The sequence below is a fragment of the Shimia biformata genome (genome assembly GCF_016888515.1).
GTDB classification, from domain to species: domain Bacteria; phylum Pseudomonadota; class Alphaproteobacteria; order Rhodobacterales; family Rhodobacteraceae; genus Shimia_A; species Shimia_A biformata.
In genome coordinates, this window is record NZ_JAFEJK010000001.1 from 1,837,642 (window position 1) to 1,854,953 (window position 17,312).

The window sequence follows — 17,312 nt, forward strand, 5'->3', positions numbered from 1 at the left end:
TCATGTTCCTTGGCTTGGGCGGTGGTTCGGGCGGTGGTTTGGGCCTGTCGGGTGAAGGGCCGCGATTGCATTGGTGTTCAGAAGCAATCCCAGAACAGGTGTCAGGTCGAACTTGTCGCCGCCCGCGTCAACCGCGCATTCCAGTGGCGCAGCTTTACCGATAGCGGTCAGAAATGCCGCGCCCCCTTTGGGCAGAAGATGTGGTTCGGGGTCGAACCCGTCCCGCAGAACGACCACATCCTGCGCTTCGGCGCGCGGCTTGGGGGCGTTTTCGGACGTATTGAAACGCCAGATGTCAAAGATCGGCCAGTCCGAGGTCACGATCCGCACCGCAGGCGCAAGCTCAAGCCGAAGGGCGCCAAGCGCTTCGGGCGGAACGGCGGCCAGCGCGTCCGCCGCGATCCCTTCCGCATCCGCGGCGTGATAGGATTGGCGCAGGGCCAGCTCAAGCCGGGCGACGTCGCTCAGATAACCAAGGTGCTGCAACGGTTCAAAGTCACGCAGGAAAGCCGGAAACTCGGACCCGTAGAACATCATCAGCGGAGAGGTGGGCGGCGCGACGCGCAGGAACTGGCCCGCGACATGCTTGAAATTCTCAGGACCGATCAGCTTGCGGATGACCGGAAATCCGACCTCAAGCGCCTCGGTCAGTGAGACCGCGACATTGTTGCGATAGACGTTATAGCGCCGTCCCGCTGCCCGGCCTTGCCCGTCCAGCAGCCCCTCGGGGACGGGCTGGGCCGCATCCAGAAGGGCAGCGCGGAAGATGTCCTGGCTCACGCTCATGCCGCCACCTTCGCCAGCGCTGTTGCCGCGCGGGTCGCTTCTGCGGCCAGAATCGGCCAGTCGGGAACATCGGTGTCCCATTCGATCAGGATCGGGCGCGGACCGGACCGGGCCAGCGTATGATCCAGCAATGCCCAGACCGGGTCGACCACCGGCTTGCCGTGGCTGTCAATCAAGAGCGGCGCACCGTGGTCGTCTTCGTCCTCGTCATGGCCGCCAAGGTGGATTTCCCCCACCTTGTCCAGCGGATAGGCGTCGATATAGGCGCGCGGTTCAAAGCCAAGGTTGGTGGCCGAGACAAAGACGTTGTTGACGTCCAGCAACAGGCCGCAGCCGGTGCGTTTGGTGATTTCAGACAGGAAATCCGGCTCGGCCCAGGTCGACTCGGCAAAGGCCAGATAGCTTGACGGGTTTTCCAGCATCATCTGTCGCCCGATCACCTCTTGCAGCTGGTCGATATGGTCGGCGACGCGGGTCAGGGTGGCGTTGGTATAGGGCAGGGGCAGAAGGTCGTTCAGGAACTCGGCCCCATGGGTGGACCACGCCAGATGTTCCGAGAAAACAGTGGGTTGCAGCCAGTTGATCAGGTGTTTCAGCCGCGCCAGATGGTCCGGGTCCAGCGCCCCTTCACCGCCGATCGACAGGCCGACCCCGTGAACCGAGATCGGAAACCGCTCGGACAGGTGCCTGAGCTGGGCAATCGGGCGCCCACCAGCGCCCATGTAATTCTCGGCGTGGATCTCCAGCCAGCCGACCGGGTCCGGGTCGGCCATGATCGCGGCGAAATGCTGTGGCTTGTAGCCGACGCCGGGCAGGGCGGGCAGTTCGGGAAAGCGTGGCTGGGTGTCGAACATCGGCAAATCCCTTCAGGCAGAACTCAGGCGGGCAGGTCGCGGTCAAGCGGCTCCAGCGACGGCTGGCGCGGGCTGCCATCGGCCATGGCGGGCAACTCGATTTCAAGGCAGGATCCCTTGTCGACCAGTGTCCATGCATTGCCCTGGTAATCCACCGTCGATGTGCCTGCACAGGTCGTCCCCGGCCCCGCCTTGCAGCCGTTCTGTCCCGCCATCGAAATGCCATAGCATTTCTCTTTGGTTGCGGCGGCGGCTTCGGACCCCTGAGACGCAATTGCCGCCAGAACAGCGGCAGCAAGTGTCAGCGGTTGGGCGCGGGGTGTGATTTTTACGGTCATGTGACCCTCCCTGGGTTGGCTGGTGCGCGTGTGGTCGGGAGAATGATATCACGAAACGCGCAAAAGGCGCGTGGCCCGTGCGGTTGCCGGGCCACGCAGAAACTTATGCCGGAAGGTCACGCTCAAGCGCTTCCAGCGACCCCTTGCGCATGGTGCCGTCGGCCATCGAGGGCAGTTCCATTTCCATGCAGGTGCCTGCGTCCACCAGCTTCCAGGCGTTGCCCTGGTAATCGACGCTCGAGGTGCCTGCGCAGGTCGTGCCCGGACCGGCCGCGCAATCGTTCTGGCCGGCCATTGCGACGCCATAGCATTTTTCTTTTTCAGCGGCGACCGCGGTGGTGGCATGGGCACTGACTGCGGCTGCGACGGCACCGGCAACGGCGAGGGTTTTGACGGTTTTGGACATAATATACTTCCCTATCGAGGTTTGGTTGAACTCAGGCCACCCGAACCGGGCGGCATGGGGAAACCCTAAGACAGGCCAGTGCTGACAGACCAATCACGGGCCTGTGCATAACGCGTGCGTGAAGTTGCCGGGGTGTTTCGTGAAGATTCCGGCGCTGGAAGGTCGGAAATCTTACAAAAAATCCGGGGCGCGACCGGATTTCCCGTATCGCGCCCCAAAATGTTTCATCAATTGTTGCAGCCGGGATCAGGTCAGATCGGGCGGCAGGGCCTGGGCTGCCAATTCTGTTACAATCTCGTCCAGGCTTTGGACCTTGGATTGCTTCTCGCCCAGACGCCGGGTCGACACGGTGCGGTCCTCGACCTCTTTCTTGCCGATGGCCAGGATCACCGGCACCTTGCCGACCGAGTGTTCGCGGACCTTGTAGTTGATCTTTTCGTTGCGGATGTCGGCCTCGGCGCGCACACCAGCGGCCTTCAGCGCCGCGACCACCTCATGCACATAATCGTCCGCATCCGACACGATCGAGGCGACAACCACCTGGCGCGGGGCCAGCCAGAACGGCAGCTTGCCGGCGTGTTCCTCGATCAGGATGCCGATGAACCGCTCGAACGAGCCAAGCGTCGCCCGGTGCAGCATGACGGGGCGGTGTTTCGCACCATCTTCACCGATATAGTTGGCGTCCAGACGCTCCGGCAGCACGAAATCCACCTGCAGCGTGCCGCATTGCCAGTCACGGCCAATCGCGTCGGTCAGCACGAACTCAAGCTTCGGCCCATAAAACGCGCCCTCACCGGGGTTCAGCTCAAACTCGCAGCCCGCGGCCTTGGTCGCCGCCATAAGCGCCGCCTCGGATTTGTCCCAGACCTCGTCCGACCCGGCGCGGGTGTCGGGGCGGTCGGAGAACTTGATCGAGAACTTCTCGAACCCGAGATCCTTGTAGATCGTCGACAGGAAGTCGATGAAGATCTTGGTTTCGGCCTCGATCTGGTCCTCGCGGCAGAAGATATGCGCGTCATCCTGCGTGAACCCGCGCACCCGCATGATCCCGTGCAGCGCACCCGAGGGTTCATAGCGGTTGCACGATCCGAACTCGGCCATGCGCAGGGGCAGGTCGCGATAGGATTTCAGACCCTGGTTGAAGATCTGCACGTGGCAGGGGCAGTTCATCGGCTTCAGCGCATTCACGGCCTTTTCGCGGGCGTGTTCCTCGTCCACTTCGACGATGAACATGTTTTCCTGGTACTTGTCCCAGTGGCCCGAGGCCTCCCACAGCTTGCGGTCGACAACCTGCGGCGTGTTCACCTCGACATAGCCGCCGCGCTGTTGCTGGCGGCGCATGTAATCCTGAAGCTGGGTGTAGATGGTCCAGCCATTGGGGTGCCAGAAGATCTGGCCCGGTGCCTCTTCCTGCATGTGGAACAGGTCCATCTCGCGACCCAGCTTGCGGTGGTCGCGCTTGGCGGCCTCTTCCAGCATGTGCAGATGCGCCTTCAGGTCTTCCTTGTTTTTGAAGGCGACACCATAGATGCGCTGCAACATGGCGCGATTGCTGTCGCCGCGCCAATAGGCGCCCGCCACCGACATCAGCTTGAACGCATCCGCAGGCACCTGCCCGGTATGCTGCAGGTGGGGACCACGGCACAGGTCCTGCCAGTGGCCGTGCCAATACATCCGCAGCGGCTCGTCGCCGGGAATGGCGTCGATCAGCTCGACCTTGTAAGGCTCGTTGTTGGCTTCGTAATAGGCCACCGCGCGGTCACGCTCCCAGACTTCGGTCGTGACGGGATCGCGGCGGTTGATGATTTCCTTCATCTTCTTCTCGATCTCGCCCAGATCCTCGGGCGTGAACGGTTCCTGACGGTCGAAATCGTAATACCAGCCATTTTCGATCACCGGGCCGATGGTGACCTTCACATCCGGCCAGATTTCCTGCACCGCGCGCGCCATGATATGCGCCAGGTCATGGCGGATCAGCTCCAGCGCCTCGGCGTCATTGTCCTTGATCGTGTTGATCGCGATCTTGGCATCGGCCTCGATCGGCCATTGCAGATCCCAGTGTTTGCCATCGACCGTGGCCGAAATCGCTTTCTTGCCAAGCGAGGTCGAGATCGACGACGCGACCTCGGCAGGGGTGACGCCCTTGTCGTAAGAACGTGCATTGCCATCAGGAAAAGTCAGGGAAATCTGGGCCATCAGCCTCAAGCTCCTCGTCGGTTTGGCGCCCACGGAACGCCCGGTTGCGGGTATATGGTTCGCGCGCCTTTTCGCGCTTTGCTTGGTTCAGGTCAAGCCTTGGGTTGCACATGCCGGTGGGAATGGGGCGGGCGTTGCGAAAAAACGATTCATCATTGACAACAAACACACTAGGCTGACGCCAAAGAAATGAGGGGCATATGAGCGCAACGCAGTTTTTGACCACCCCGAAGGGGCGACAACTCGCCTATCACAAGACCGAAGGGCAGGGGCCGACCGTGGTGTTCCTTGGCGGGCTGAAATCCGACATGGAAGGCACAAAGGCCGTGCATCTGGAAGACTGGGCACGGGCGACGGGACGCGCCTTTCTGCGGTTTGATTATTCCGGCCACGGCGAAAGCTCGGGCCGGTTCGAAGAGGGCTGCATCGGCGACTGGCACGAGGACACGCTGGCCGCGATCGACGCGCTGACCGAGGGGCCGGTGATCGCGGTGGGGTCCTCCATGGGCGGCTGGCAGGCACTGTTGTTGTGCAAGGCGCGGCCCGACCGGGTTGTCGGGCTTGTGACCATCGCCGCCGCGCCGGATTTCACCGAAGATGGCTATTGGGCAAACTTCTCCGAGGCCCAGAAACAGGCGCTGGACGAGGTCGGACATGTCGAACTGCCCTCGGACTACATGGAACCCTATGTCATCACCAAGCGCATGATCGAGGACGGGCGCAACCGGCTGGTGCTGCGGTCTCCTCTGGTCCTTGATATGCCCGTGCGCCTGTTGCAGGGGGACGAGGATACCGCCGTGTCGGTCGAGACCGCGTTGCGGCTGTTCAATCACGCCGCGTCACCGGATATGCGGCTGGTTCTGGGTAAGGGCAAGGATCACCGCTTCTCGGACGAAGATTGTCTAAAACTGATTGAAACGTCGGTTGCTGAGGTGATTTTTAGGGGAGGATTTGACTAATGCGAACAATTGGGCGTTTCCTTGGGCGATTGCTTGTTGTCCTGATCGTCGTTGGTCTGGCGCTTTGGGCCTTCGGCCCATATGAGCGGATTTCGACCACGCCGACCTTTGCTGCGCAGGATATTGGCGAGGATATCGACAGCTATCTCGCGGCGCGCGAATCCGGGTTTGGCGAGATGACGGACGGGGTGCAGAAACGCGTGATCTGGCATGGCGATGCCGGGGAGCGGACCCCTGTTGCAGTGGTCTATGTGCATGGGTTTTCCGCCACGTCCGAGGAAATTCGCCCGGTCCCGGATCGTGTCGCCGAGGCACTTGGCGCCAACCTCTATTACACCCGCCTGACCGGGCACGGATTGCCCGGCGCGGCGCTGGCCGAGGCGACGGTTCAGGACTGGATGAATGATGTCGCCGAAGCGATCGAAATCGGGCGGCGGATCGGCGACCGGGTGCTGGTGATCTCGACCTCGACCGGCGGAACGCTGGTGGCCGAGGCTGCGCTGCAGCCCGATCTGGTGCGGGATGTGGCAGGTATGGCGTTCATTTCGCCGAATTTCGGCATCAATGACCCAATGGCGCCGGTTCTGACATTGCCCGCCGCGCGCTGGTGGGTGCCGCTGGTGGCAGGGGCGGAACGCAGCTGGCAGGCGGGCAATGCCGAACATGAGAAATACTGGACCACGCGCTATCCCACGGTTGCCGTGATGCAGATGGCGGCGCTGGTGCAGGATGCGGTCGGGCTGGACTTCGGGCAGGCAACCGTGCCCGCCTATTTCCGGTTCTCGAGGGCTGACCGTGTGGTGCGCGAAGACATGACCCAGACCGTGGCCGATCACTGGGGTGCGCCGGTTGTCATCGACATCGTGTCGCCCGGACCAGATGACGACCCGGATCAGCACGTGATCACCGGCGACATCCGATCACCCGGAGAAACCGATGATACGATTCAGGATATTTTAAGCTGGTTCAATGGCTTGTAAGCAAAAGGTCATGTAATACATGAGCATGAAAATGGAGCAAAGAGTTAGCCTGATCACGCTGGCGGTGCGGGATCTGGACCGCTCGGCGCGGTTTTACGAGGCACTGGGATGGACCCGCGTCGACAGCCCAGACGGGGTCGTTGCGTTCGACCTGATCGGGCAGACGCTTGGCCTTTATGAGCGCGCAAAACTGGCCGAGGATCTGGGTATTCCTGCCGATGCGATCGGCGGGTTTTCCGGCGTCACGCTCAGCTACAACACGCGCGACCGGGACGAGGTCACAGCGGTGATCGACGCGGCTCTGGCGGCAGGGGGACGTATGCTGAAACCCGCGCAAGAGGTGTTCTGGGGCGGTTTCCACGGTTATTTCGGCGATCCCGACGGCCATGTCTGGGAAGTCGCTCATAACCCGTTCTCGGCGCTTGGACCGGACGGGGCGTTTCGCTGGAACGGCTATGAATAGGCATACGCGATGACCGAACCCCTTGTTTTGGTGCCCGGCTTCATGTGTGACGCGCGGGTGTTCGAGCCCCAGATCACCACGTTTTCGGCGGAACGTCCCGTCATGGTCAGCCCGATCACCACGGGCGACACCGTCCGGGACATGGCCGCGGCGATTCTGGCGGGCGCCCCGGCCAAGTTTGCGCTGGCCGGGTTGTCGCTGGGCGGCATCGTGGCGATGGAGGTGCTGCGGCAGGCCCCCGACAGAGTCTCGCGACTGGCGCTGCTGGACACAAACCCGCTATCCGAAACTCCGAATGGCGCGGCGGCCTATGAACCGCTCCTGGTGCAGGCAAAGGCCGGTCACGTGGAAGAGGCGCTGCGCGGTTTCATGTCGCCCGACTACCTCGCTCCGGGGCCCAAGCGGATGGAACTGATCAATCTTTTCGTGCGCATGGGGCAGGGGATCGGGGCCGAGGTCATGACCCGGCAGGTCCGCGCGATGCAGCGGCGCCCCGATCAGCAGGGCACGCTGCGACGGTGCAAAGTGCCGACATTGCTGCTGTGCGGTGCGCTGGACCGGCTGACGCCTCCGAAACGGCACGAATTCATGGCCGAACTGATCCCCTTTGCCAAACTCGCCATGATCGAGGATGCCGGCCACCTGCCGACGCTGGAACAGCCCGAGGCCACGACCGCCGCGCTCAGGGGGTGGCTGGCGCAGCCCTATGTTCTGAGATGAGGGAACCGGCCCGCAGTTGGAAACAGACGCTTTTGCGGTTTCTGGTCCGCGTGCGCCGCAGCGTGCCGCCGGGTGCGCGGCTTGTGCTGGGGCTGGTGCTGATGGTGGGCGGTGTCTTTGGTTTCCTGCCCGTTCTCGGGTTCTGGATGATCCCCCTGGGCGCGACCATCGCCTGGTTTGACATCAAACCGCTGTGGGAGCGGTGGCGCGGGCACAAAAAAGGGGGCTGATGCCCCCTTTCGATGTCAGATGTGAACCCGGTGTCAGGCCGCGGCGTTTTTGTTCGCGGCCTTTTTCTTGGTTGTCTTCTTTCGTTCATCCAGGTCGGGCGCGTCGCTGTTGGCGTCGATGAAATCCAGCACCAGCGGGCGGATATTGTTGCGCCAGCTTTTCCCGGCGAAGATACCGTAATGCCCGGCGTTCGGCTCGACATAGCTGGCCTTCTTCTCGTCCGGCAGGCCGGTGCAGAGGTCCAGAGCGGCGACACACTGGCCCGGGGCCGAGATGTCATCCTTGCCGCCTTCAACCGTCTTGACTGCGACGGTCGTGATCTTGCCAATATCGACCTTCTTGCCCGCCACGGTGAAGTTGTTTGACGCGATCTCACCGTTTTTGAAAATCCGCTCGACGGTCGAAAGGTAGAATTCCGCCGGCATGTCCATCACGGCGAGGTATTCGTCATAGAATCGGTTATGGGCATCGTGATCCGACGCCTCGCCGCGCATGACGCGGGTGATCTGGTCACTGAATGCCTTCGAGTGGCGCTCGGCGTTCATCGACATGAACGACGACAGCTGCAACAGGCCCGGATAGACCATGCGGCCCACGCCGGGGTATTTGAAGCCGACGCGCTGGATCATCATCTCTTCCAACTGGCCCATGGTAACGCGATGGCCAAAATCGGTGACTTCGGTCGGCGCGGCGTTTGGGTCGATCGGCCCACCGATCAAGGTCAGCGAACGGGGTTGGGCAGACGGGTCTTCCTCGGCCAGGTATGCGGTTGCGGCCAGGGTCAGCGGGGCCGGCTGGCAAACAGCGATCACATGGGTGTCTGGCCCCAGTTCCCGCATGAAATCAACAAGGTAAAGGGTATAGTCCTCGACGTCGAACTTGCCGGCCGAGACCGGAATGTCACGCGCATTGTGCCAGTCGGTCACATAGACTTCGCAATCGACCAATAGGGATTTCACCGTGGACCGCAGGAGGGTGGCATAGTGGCCGGACATTGGCGCAACCAGAAGAACCTTGCGCGGATTCGGCTCTCGGCCGGAAACCGAGAAATGGATCAGATCGCCAAAGGGTTTCTCGACAATGGTCTCGATATTGACCAGGTGGTCCTTGCCGTCGGCGCAGGTGAAGGTGCGGATGCCCCAGTCCGGTTTCGTGACCATGCGCTGGAAGGTGCGTTCGGTGACTTCGCCCCAGGCGGCCATCCATTGCAACGCAGGATTTGGAACCATGGAGAAAATTGGATACGATGCCATGGCAAGCGCCGACGCGCCCAGCCACTGGTTTGTGTTCCGGACGGTCTCCATCAGGTCATACGTGGCCATGTATCGCATTGGCGTCTCCTGTTACGTCGGGTTAACTAGTCCCGAATTGCTGAGTCGTCCGTGTATCATACACGCGAACATCATGCTGCACAGCGGCGAGAATAGGGCTAAATATTGATTATGACAACAAACGAGAATGCCGCAGGTGCAAATTTCGACAAGCTGAACGAAAACCTGGCGAAGGTTGAACAGCTGTCTCGTCGCCTTGTCGAAGTCATGGCCCACCGCAAACCGCTGCGCCCGGATCTGAACTCGCCGGACACGGATGTCTTCGTGAATGCGGCCAATGCCTACATGCAGGAAATGGTCAACAACCCCGGCAAGATCATCGAGCATCAGCTCGATTTTTGGGCCAAGTCGGTCAAGCATTTTGTCGAGGCGCAGAATGTCCTGATGAAGGGCAAGCTGGAAGCGCCCGAGGATGAGACCCCCAGCGACGGGCGGTTTGCCAACCCGCTGTGGCAGAGCCATCCCTATTTCAACTTCATCAAGCAGCAATACATGCTGAACGCCAAGGCGATCACCGATGCGGTCAATGACATTGATGGCATGGATGACAAGGACAAGCAGCGCCTGAGCTATTTCTCGCAGCAGATCGTCGACATGATGGCGCCCACGAATTTCCTTGGGCTGAACCCCGATGCGCTGGAAAAAGCCGTCGAGACCGAGGGCATGTCGCTGGTGCAGGGGCTTGAGAACCTGATTGCCGATCTTGAGGCCAACAACGGCGAACTGGTGGTGCGGCTGGCCGATGAAAGCGCCTTTGAGGTCGGGGGCAACATCGCCACCACGCCGGGCAAGGTGGTGTTCCGCAACCGGATGATGGAGCTGCTGCAATACACGCCCACCACGGAATCGGTCTATGCGGTGCCGCTGATCATCTTCCCGCCCTGGATCAACAAGTATTACATCCTCGACCTGAAAGAACAGAACAGCATGATCAAATGGCTGGTCGATCAGGGCTATACGGTGTTCGTGGTCAGTTGGGTCAACCCGGACCGCAGCTATGCCGATGTCGGGATGGAGGACTATATCGAGGACGGCTATCTGACCGCGATTTCCGAGGTCAAGAAGTTGACCAGCCAGAAACAGGTCAACGCCGTGGGATACTGTATCGCGGGCACCACGCTGGCGCTGACCTTGTCCCTGCTGAAGAAACGCGGCGACAAGTCGGTAAAATCGGCAACCTTCTTTACCGCGCTGACGGATTTCTCGGACCAGGGCGAATTCACGCCCTTCCTGGCGGATGATTTCATCGACGCGATCGACAAGGAAATCGAGGATGAGGGGCTGTTGCGGTCCTTTATCATGCAGCGCACATTCTCGTTCCTGCGCTCGAATGACCTTGTCTATGGTCCGGCGATCAAAAGCTACATGATGGGCCAGACGCCCCCGGCCTTTGATCTTCTTTACTGGAATGGCGACGGGTCGGGGCTGCCGGGCAAGATGGCGCATGAATACCTGCGCGAACTGTGCCAGGCCAACAAGCTGGCCGAGGGCGGGATCGAATTCCTGGGTGAGACGCTGAGCCTGAAGGATGTGGACGTGCCGGTCTGTGCCGTCACCTGCGAAACCGATCACATCGCGCGCTGGAAGGACTGCTACAAGGGGTTCCAGCAGTGGGGCAGCAAGTCCAAGACCTTTATCGTGTCCGAGTCCGGCCATATCGCGGGTATCGTCAATCCGCCTTCGAAGAAGAAATACGGCCATTACGTCAATGCCGACACCAAGCTTTCGGCCGAGGACTGGATGGAAGGGGCGACCTTCACCGAAGGGTCGTGGTGGCCGCGCTGGGACGGCTGGCTGAAATCGCGCTCTGGCAAGCAGGTCGCGGCCCGCGATCCCGGCGATTCGGAGCATCCGGTGCTGTGCGATGCCCCCGGAACCTATGTTGTGGCCAAGGCAACCCGCTGATTTTATTGCGTAATCGAAAATTATTCTGCGGTGCAGCAAAAAATACTTGAAATGCTGCGCTGCAGAAAGCATATTCTTTGCAGACGCAGCAAAGCGGGTCCTCCCTCCCGCATCATTTTAAGGAACTGATACCATGGCAAAGACCCAAGATATGACCGCCATCCTGAAAGACATGATGGGCGCATTCCCCGTTGACACCAAAGCAATGGAAGACGCGTTCAAGTCGACCGCAACCCTAAACGAGAAGCTGGCCGGCGTTGCGCTGGAAGCTGCCGAGAAATCCTCGGAAATCTCGTCCAAGTGGACCAAAGAAACCATCGAAAAGCTGGGTGGCCTGTCGAAAGCCAAAGCAGACCCCGCCGACTATGCCAAAGCGATCACCGATTTCGCTTCGGCTCAGGCTGAAGTTGCCGCCGAGAACATGGCTGCCTTCGCCGAGGTTGCCAAGAAAGTTCAGATGGAAACCGTCGAACTGCTGATGGCCGCTGGCAAAGACGCTTCGGAAGAAGCACAAGCCGCCGTCAAAAAAGCAACCGACGAAGTTGCCAAGGTCGCCAAGAAGGCAACCGCCAAGTAAGAAATCGCAGATCTCTGCATCCCTCCCTCCCTGATGATGCAGATTGCGTGGGCGAGCCGTCGGCTCGCCCTTTCTTTTTATTCTGCGCTCGCATAAGCTTTTCTGCAGCGCGCATAAAGTAGGGGAGATGCCCGTGGCCGAAGACAAGAAACCGCTTCTGATCAAACGCTACGCCAGCCGCAGGCTCTATAATACCGAGACCAGCGACTACGTAACGCTCGACGACATTGCCGGGTTCATCCGCGACGGGCGCGAGGTGCAGATCGTCGACCTGAAAACGGGCGATGACCTGACCCGCCAGTACCTGTTGCAGATCATTGCAGAACACGAAAGCCGCGGGGAAAACATGCTGCCGGTGAACGTGCTGAACGACCTTGTGCGCAGCTACACCACCCAGGCCCAGTCGATGGTGCCGCAATTTCTTCAGACCAGCTTCGAAATGCTGCGCGAAGGTCAGGCCAAGATGATGGAGAACATGGCCTCCAATCCGATGGGCAAGATGCCGGGTCTGGAAGCGATGCAGGCGCAGCAAGAGGCGTTCCTGAAGGCAATGACCGGCGGGTTCAACCCGTGGTCCGCCGCCGGCACCAGCCAGCCCGCGTCCGAGGAGACCTCGGAAGAAGAGGGCGAGGATCTCGACGAGATCAAGAAACAACTGGCCGAGTTGCAGGACAAGCTGTCAAAGCTGAAGTGACCGCACAACCCGTCCTGCGACATTGCACCTGAGAGGCAGGCCGCTCAGGTGCCGAAGGCCTTTCTGTCCGCCGTGACCGCGTCCGCGGCACCGATCAGCACATCCGCGATCACATCCAGCTCGGCCCGCGTCAACCGCGCGGGCAGGCGCACGTCGCAGGCCCGCATCAGCATGGTGCGGGTCTGGGGCAATGCGGGGATCTGCCCAAGGAACTGCCAGTTCCAGAAGGCCCGCGCATTGTCCCGGCTCTGGCCAAAGACCTGCACCTTCACGCCACGATCCGCTGCCGCCTGCGCAAACTCGGTGACCTGCACATCGTCCATGCCAACAAGGTTGAACTGGATTGAATCCGGCGCGCGGTCCTCTGGTGCCAGCTTTTCCGGCACATTCAGCCAGGGCGAGGTGTTCAGCCGGTCCGCGACATAGTCATGGTTGCGCCGTCCATCACGCACCCGCCGCGCGATTTCCGGCAACTGCGCGCGCACCACGGCGGCCGACAGGTTCGACAGGCGCAGATTGTAAAGCGGCAGGTTGTTCTGCCAGCGCGCAAAGGCCGATGTCAGCGCGTCATCGGCTTTGGCTTGCCCGTGTTTCTGCCAGTTGTGTTCATAGGCCCCCGACATGATCACCGCCCGCGCCACTAGGTCGGCATCATCGGTGATCAGAATGCCGCCCTCTCCGGCATTGACCAGCTTGTAGGATTGAAAGCTGAAACAGCCGACCCGCCCGATGGTGCCGATATTCTTGCCGTTCCAGGTGGTGCCAAGGCTATGGGCGGCGTCCTCGACCACGGGAATGCCGCGCGCGTCACACAAAGCCATGATCGCATCCATATCCGAGGTATGGCCGCGCATGTGGCTGATGATGACGGCCTCTATTCCGCCGTCCAGCTTGGCTTCGAAATCGGCGATGTCGACACGGTAATTCTGACCCACTTCGCACAGGACCGGGACACAATCGGCATGGACAACCGACGACGGCACCGCCGCGAATGTGAAGCCGGGGATCAGGACGCGTGCGTCTCGCGGAAGGCCAAGTGCTTTCAGCGACAGAAACAGCGCCGCCGAGCAGGACGACACCGCCAGCGCATAGCGTGACCCCATCAGCGCCGCGAACTCCTGTTCCAACAGCGTGACCGGCGCGTCCTGCGCCGCCGTGTAACGGAACAAGTCGCCCGATTGCAGCAGCCGGTCAATCTCGGCGCGGACCGCGTCGGGGATCGGCTCGGCGTCATAGACATTTGGCGGCGTGGCTAGGGGCGACGGGCTGTGGGAGGAGGGGCTCGAAGTCATAGTTTTGGCTTTCCCAAATTCTGTCTTTGGAAAACATAAAACAAATTCACGCCGGAAACCAGTTCCCAAGCCCGTAAGATGGCGGGATTTCGCGACGTCATCGGTTGGTGTGTGATCAAACGCCCAACCGGTCGCGCAGGGCAAACCAAGTCATCGCCATGACCAGCAAGGGGCTGCGCATCATGGGGCCGCCGGGGAAGGGCTGGCTGGGAATGCGTGCCATGGTGTCAAACCCCTCGGCCTCGCCCGCCAGCGCGTCCGCGATCAGCTTGCCGGCATGGGTGGCGGTGCCGACCCCGTGGCCGGAATAGCCCGAGGCGCTGACGATATTGGGCGCAACCCGCGACAGGAAGGGCAGGCGGCGCATGGTGATCGCAAGCGTGCCGCCCCAGGCATAGTCGATCTCGACATCGCGCAACTGCGGGTAAATCTCGCTCATCGGTTTGCGTACCAGCGCGGCAATGTCCGAGGGGAAGCGATAACCATAGGATTCACCGCCCCCGAACAGAAGCCGCTTGTCATGGCTGAGGCGGAAATAGTTGATCACGAACTTGCTGTCGGCAATCGCCACGTCGCGGCGCAGCACGCCGTCCAGTTCGTCATTGGTCAGGGGCCGGGTCGCGGCGATGAAATTGTTGATCGGCATGACCCGCGCAGCCACTTTCCGGTTCAGCCCGCCCATATAGCCATTGGCGGCCAGGACGACATGGTCCGCCACCACGCGGCCCCGGTCGGTCTGCACGACGGGTTTTGCGCCTTCGGTGATGTTGTGAACGCGGCTGGTCTCATAGATCCGAACACCAGCCTTGTCCGCCGCCCGCGCCAGCCCCAGCGCATAGGCCAGGGGGTGCAGATGCCCGGCATCCATATCGAGCGACCCGCCGACATATTTCGGCGAGGGGCAGATCGCCATCATCCCGTCCCGGTCCAGGGGTTCCAGCTTGTCATAGCCATAGACCTTGGCCAGATGTTCGCCATAACGGTGTTCATGCTCGACTTCGGCCTTGGTGAAACAGGCATGGGCAACGCCGGGTTTCAGATGGCAGGGGATCTGGTGTTTCGCGATCAGACCCTTGACCAGCGCCTTGGCATCCTCGGCCAGCGCCCACATCTTCCTGGCATCCTCCAGCCCCATCAGCCGCTCGATCTCGGTCTGTTCCTGCCGCTGACCGGACCCCAGCTGACCGCCATTGCGCCCCGAGGCGCCAAAGCCGACGCGATGCGCCTCGACCAGCGCAACCGAGAACCCCCGTTCCGCCAGATGCAGCGCCGCCGACAGCCCGGTATAGCCGCCGCCCACGACGCAGACATCCGCCGTGACCTCGCCTTTCAACTCGGGGAAAGGCGGCAGCGGGTCCACGGTGGCGGCATACCAGCTTGCGGGATATTCCCCGCGACGGTCATTGGCGGTCAACAGGTCCATGCCCGGCCCCCTTCTTTCTTGCGGAAATACTCTTGCCGAAGGCGCGGCCCCGTCCGGGGCCGCCCCGATCAGACGTTCAGAAGCAGGTGTTCGCGTTCCCACGGGCTGATGACGCCAAGGAATTCCTCGTATTCGGTGCGCTTCACAATGGAATAGACGCGGGCGAATTCCGGCCCCAATACCTCGTGCAGCGCCTTGGCTTCGTCAAACAGGTCCAGCGCCGCGCCAAACTCGCGCGGGATGTCCTCTTCGCCCTCATAGGCGTCACCGCGGAACTGCTCGTCGGGGCGTTTCTTCTCGATCAGGCCAAGGTAACCGCAGGCGAGGCTGACTGCGATGCCCAAATAGGGGTTCACATCCATGCCCGCCAGCCGGTTCTCGACCCGGCGCGCGGCGGGGGATGAGATCGGGATGCGGATGCCGGTGGTGCGATTGTCGCGGCCCCACTCCAGGTTGATCGGCGCGGCGTGTTCGCGCACGTAGCGGCGATACGAGTTCACATAGGGCGCAAGCACCGCGATCGAGGCGGGCAGGTGGTTCTGCAACCCGCCGATAAAGTGGAAGAACGCGCTGGTGTCGCCGCCTTGCGGCCCGGCAAAGATATTGCGACCCGTTTCGCGGTCCACAACCGAATGGTGGATGTGCATGGCGCTGCCCGGTTCGTCGCTGATCGGCTTGGCCATGAAGGTGGCATAGCAGTTGTGCCGCATCGCCGCTTCGCGGATCAGGCGTTTGAAATAGAACACCTGGTCGGCCAGCGTGACCGGGTCGCCATGCAGAAGGTTGATTTCCAGCTGCCCGGCGCCGCCTTCCTGGGTGATGCCGTCGATCTCGATGCCCTGCGCTTCGGCAAAGTCATAGATGTCGTCGATCACCGGGCCGAATTCATCGACAGCCGTCATCGAATAGGCCTGCCGCGCGGCAGCGGGACGGCCCGAACGGCCCATCATCGGCTCAATTGCCTTGGCGGGGTCGATGTTGCGCGCGACAAGATAGAACTCCATCTCGGGCGCGACCACCGGTTCCCAGCCCTTCTTGCGATACATCTCGACCACGCGTTTCAACACGTTGCGCGGGGCGCATTCGATCGGGTCGCCGTCGATGTCATAGGCGTCGTGGATCACCTGAAGCGTCCAGTCGGCGGTCCACGGTGCGGCGGTGGCGGTCGACAGGTCCGGGCGCAGGATCATGTCGCGTTCGATAAACCCATCATCGCCCGCAGCCTCTCCCCAGCCGCCGGTAATGGTCTGGAAAAAGATCGAATCCGGCAGGTGGAAATGGGCTTGGCGTTCGAATTTCTTGGCGGGGACCGCCTTGCCACGGGCAATGCCGGGCAGGTCCGAGATGATGCACTCGACCTCGTCCAGCCGCTTGCCGTCCAGGTATTCGCGTGCCGGTTCCGGCAGGTTGTCGATCCAGTTGGTCATTGGTCACGCTCCATGCGGAAGAAATCGGCGATCTGGTCGGCGATGGTCTGGTTGGCAGGCGATTTGTCCAGCGCAGAGACCGCGCCGTCCAGCACCGGGTCGGGCACCACGCCGCGCCCGCGCGCGTCGATCAGCCCTTGTACGAAGTCATTGCCGAACTCGGGATGCGGCTGGACCGAGAACGCCCGGTCGCCATAGACCAGCGCGGCGTTCTTGCAGAAATCGGTCGAGGCAATGACCGTGGCCCCCGGCGGAACCTCGGTCACCTGATCCTGATGCCATGCGTTCAAGACAAGCGGCGTTCCGGCGAAATCGTATTCGGTCGGCCCCACCGACCAGCCGCCGTCAAACTTCTCGACCTTGCCGCCCAGGGCCTGGGCAATGATCTGGTGGCCGAAACAGACCCCGACCAGCGGCACCTTTTCGGTCACGGCCTGGCGGATGAAATCCTCAAGCGGCGGGATCCAGTCGTGGTCTTCGTAGGCGCCATGACGCGAGCCGGAAATCAGCCAGCCATCGCAATCATGCACGTCCTCGGGAAAGTCGTTGTCGACGACAAAATAGGGATCGAACTCGAACCCCTGTCCCTGCAGGAGTTCGGCATAAAGCCGATCATAGTTGCCAAAGTCGGCCTGAAGCTCGTCAGGCAGGTGGCCGGCAATGAGAAAGCCGATTTTCATGAGTCACCAGATTTTTTGATCAAATTCATGCTACTTCAGCATGTCGGTTG

At 61.5% G+C, this 17,312-nt stretch carries 18 protein-coding genes; 8 read left to right on the top strand and 10 right to left on the bottom strand.

Annotation, left to right across the window (positions count from 1 at the left end; translation table 11 throughout):
* From JQ863_RS08960 to thrS, 5 genes are all read right to left on the bottom strand, one after another.
* On the bottom strand, positions 1-786 hold the full coding sequence (locus tag JQ863_RS08960; RefSeq protein ID WP_204113944.1) for an HvfC/BufC family peptide modification chaperone: 786 nt from the start codon (positions 784-786) through the stop codon (positions 1-3).
* Positions 783-1,640 (bottom strand): MNIO family bufferin maturase, encoded by an 858-nt coding sequence (gene bufB / locus JQ863_RS08965; RefSeq protein ID WP_204113945.1) that lies wholly within the window; start codon positions 1,638-1,640, stop codon positions 783-785. Before bufB ends, JQ863_RS08960 begins: the two co-directional genes overlap by 4 nt.
* Positions 1,641-1,663: 23 nt before the next feature.
* Positions 1,664-1,978 (bottom strand): BufA1 family periplasmic bufferin-type metallophore, encoded by a 315-nt coding sequence (locus tag JQ863_RS08970; protein WP_239113244.1) that lies wholly within the window; start codon positions 1,976-1,978, stop codon positions 1,664-1,666.
* Positions 1,979-2,081: 103 nt separating this feature from the next.
* On the bottom strand, positions 2,082-2,384 hold the full coding sequence (locus tag JQ863_RS08975) for a BufA1 family periplasmic bufferin-type metallophore (protein WP_204113946.1): 303 nt from the start codon (positions 2,382-2,384) through the stop codon (positions 2,082-2,084).
* Between the two features lie 246 nt (positions 2,385-2,630).
* The gene (gene thrS, locus JQ863_RS08980; RefSeq protein ID WP_204113947.1) at positions 2,631-4,580 is read right to left on the bottom strand and encodes a threonine--tRNA ligase; all 1,950 of its coding nucleotides are present in this window, start codon (positions 4,578-4,580) and stop codon (positions 2,631-2,633) included.
* A gap of 200 nt (positions 4,581-4,780) precedes the next feature.
* On the opposite strand from thrS, the gene JQ863_RS08985 reads away from it, so the two are divergent.
* The 5 genes from JQ863_RS08985 to JQ863_RS09005 are packed head-to-tail and all read left to right on the top strand — an operon-like array spanning position 4,781 to position 7,932.
* Complete coding sequence (locus JQ863_RS08985) at positions 4,781-5,539, top strand: alpha/beta fold hydrolase (protein WP_204113948.1); 759 nt, start codon at positions 4,781-4,783, stop codon at positions 5,537-5,539.
* Positions 5,539-6,519: an alpha/beta hydrolase gene (locus JQ863_RS08990; protein WP_204113949.1), complete on the top strand. Its 981-nt coding sequence runs from the start codon at positions 5,539-5,541 to the stop codon at positions 6,517-6,519. Before JQ863_RS08985 ends, JQ863_RS08990 begins: the two co-directional genes overlap by 1 nt.
* 31 nt (positions 6,520-6,550) lie before the next feature.
* A complete protein-coding gene (locus tag JQ863_RS08995; RefSeq protein WP_204115113.1) occupies positions 6,551-6,982 on the top strand; it encodes a VOC family protein in 432 nt (143 codons plus the stop codon).
* A 9-nt stretch (positions 6,983-6,991) separates the two neighbouring features.
* A complete protein-coding gene (locus JQ863_RS09000) occupies positions 6,992-7,702 on the top strand; it encodes an alpha/beta fold hydrolase (RefSeq protein WP_204113950.1) in 711 nt (236 codons plus the stop codon).
* Entirely contained in the window at positions 7,699-7,932 is a 234-nt protein-coding gene (locus JQ863_RS09005; protein ID WP_204113951.1) for a hypothetical protein, read from the top strand. The genes JQ863_RS09000 and JQ863_RS09005 overlap by 4 nt, the downstream gene beginning before the upstream one ends.
* 33 nt (positions 7,933-7,965) lie before the next feature.
* On the opposite strand, the gene phaZ is transcribed toward JQ863_RS09005, so the two are convergent.
* Positions 7,966-9,264, bottom strand: a complete 1,299-nt coding sequence (phaZ, locus tag JQ863_RS09010) for a polyhydroxyalkanoate depolymerase (protein ID WP_204113952.1) — start codon at positions 9,262-9,264, stop codon at positions 7,966-7,968.
* A gap of 111 nt (positions 9,265-9,375) precedes the next feature.
* Between phaZ and JQ863_RS09015 the strand changes: the two genes are divergently transcribed.
* The 3 genes from JQ863_RS09015 to phaR all read left to right on the top strand — a co-directional run bounded on the left by JQ863_RS09015 (position 9,376) and on the right by phaR (position 12,440).
* Positions 9,376-11,169 carry a PHA/PHB synthase family protein gene (locus JQ863_RS09015; RefSeq protein WP_204113953.1) on the top strand — a complete coding sequence of 598 codons (1,794 nt, stop codon included), beginning with the start codon at positions 9,376-9,378 and terminating at the stop codon, positions 11,167-11,169.
* Between the two features lie 133 nt (positions 11,170-11,302).
* Positions 11,303-11,746 (top strand): phasin family protein, encoded by a 444-nt coding sequence (locus JQ863_RS09020; RefSeq protein WP_204113954.1) that lies wholly within the window; start codon positions 11,303-11,305, stop codon positions 11,744-11,746.
* A gap of 133 nt (positions 11,747-11,879) precedes the next feature.
* Positions 11,880-12,440, top strand: coding sequence for a polyhydroxyalkanoate synthesis repressor PhaR (phaR, locus tag JQ863_RS09025; RefSeq protein ID WP_204113955.1), 561 nt, complete (start codon positions 11,880-11,882; stop codon positions 12,438-12,440).
* A 44-nt stretch (positions 12,441-12,484) separates the two neighbouring features.
* On the opposite strand, the gene JQ863_RS09030 is transcribed toward phaR, so the two are convergent.
* The 4 genes from JQ863_RS09030 to JQ863_RS09045 form a co-directional block, all read right to left on the bottom strand.
* The gene (locus JQ863_RS09030) at positions 12,485-13,732 is read right to left on the bottom strand and encodes a DegT/DnrJ/EryC1/StrS family aminotransferase (protein WP_204113956.1); all 1,248 of its coding nucleotides are present in this window, start codon (positions 13,730-13,732) and stop codon (positions 12,485-12,487) included.
* Between the two features lie 115 nt (positions 13,733-13,847).
* A complete protein-coding gene (locus JQ863_RS09035) occupies positions 13,848-15,155 on the bottom strand; it encodes an NAD(P)/FAD-dependent oxidoreductase (RefSeq protein ID WP_204113957.1) in 1,308 nt (435 codons plus the stop codon).
* A gap of 68 nt (positions 15,156-15,223) precedes the next feature.
* A complete protein-coding gene (locus JQ863_RS09040) occupies positions 15,224-16,582 on the bottom strand; it encodes a glutamine synthetase family protein (protein ID WP_204113958.1) in 1,359 nt (452 codons plus the stop codon).
* A complete protein-coding gene (locus tag JQ863_RS09045) occupies positions 16,579-17,262 on the bottom strand; it encodes a type 1 glutamine amidotransferase (RefSeq protein WP_204113959.1) in 684 nt (227 codons plus the stop codon). The genes JQ863_RS09040 and JQ863_RS09045 overlap by 4 nt, the downstream gene beginning before the upstream one ends.
* Positions 17,263-17,312 lie beyond the last annotated feature (50 nt).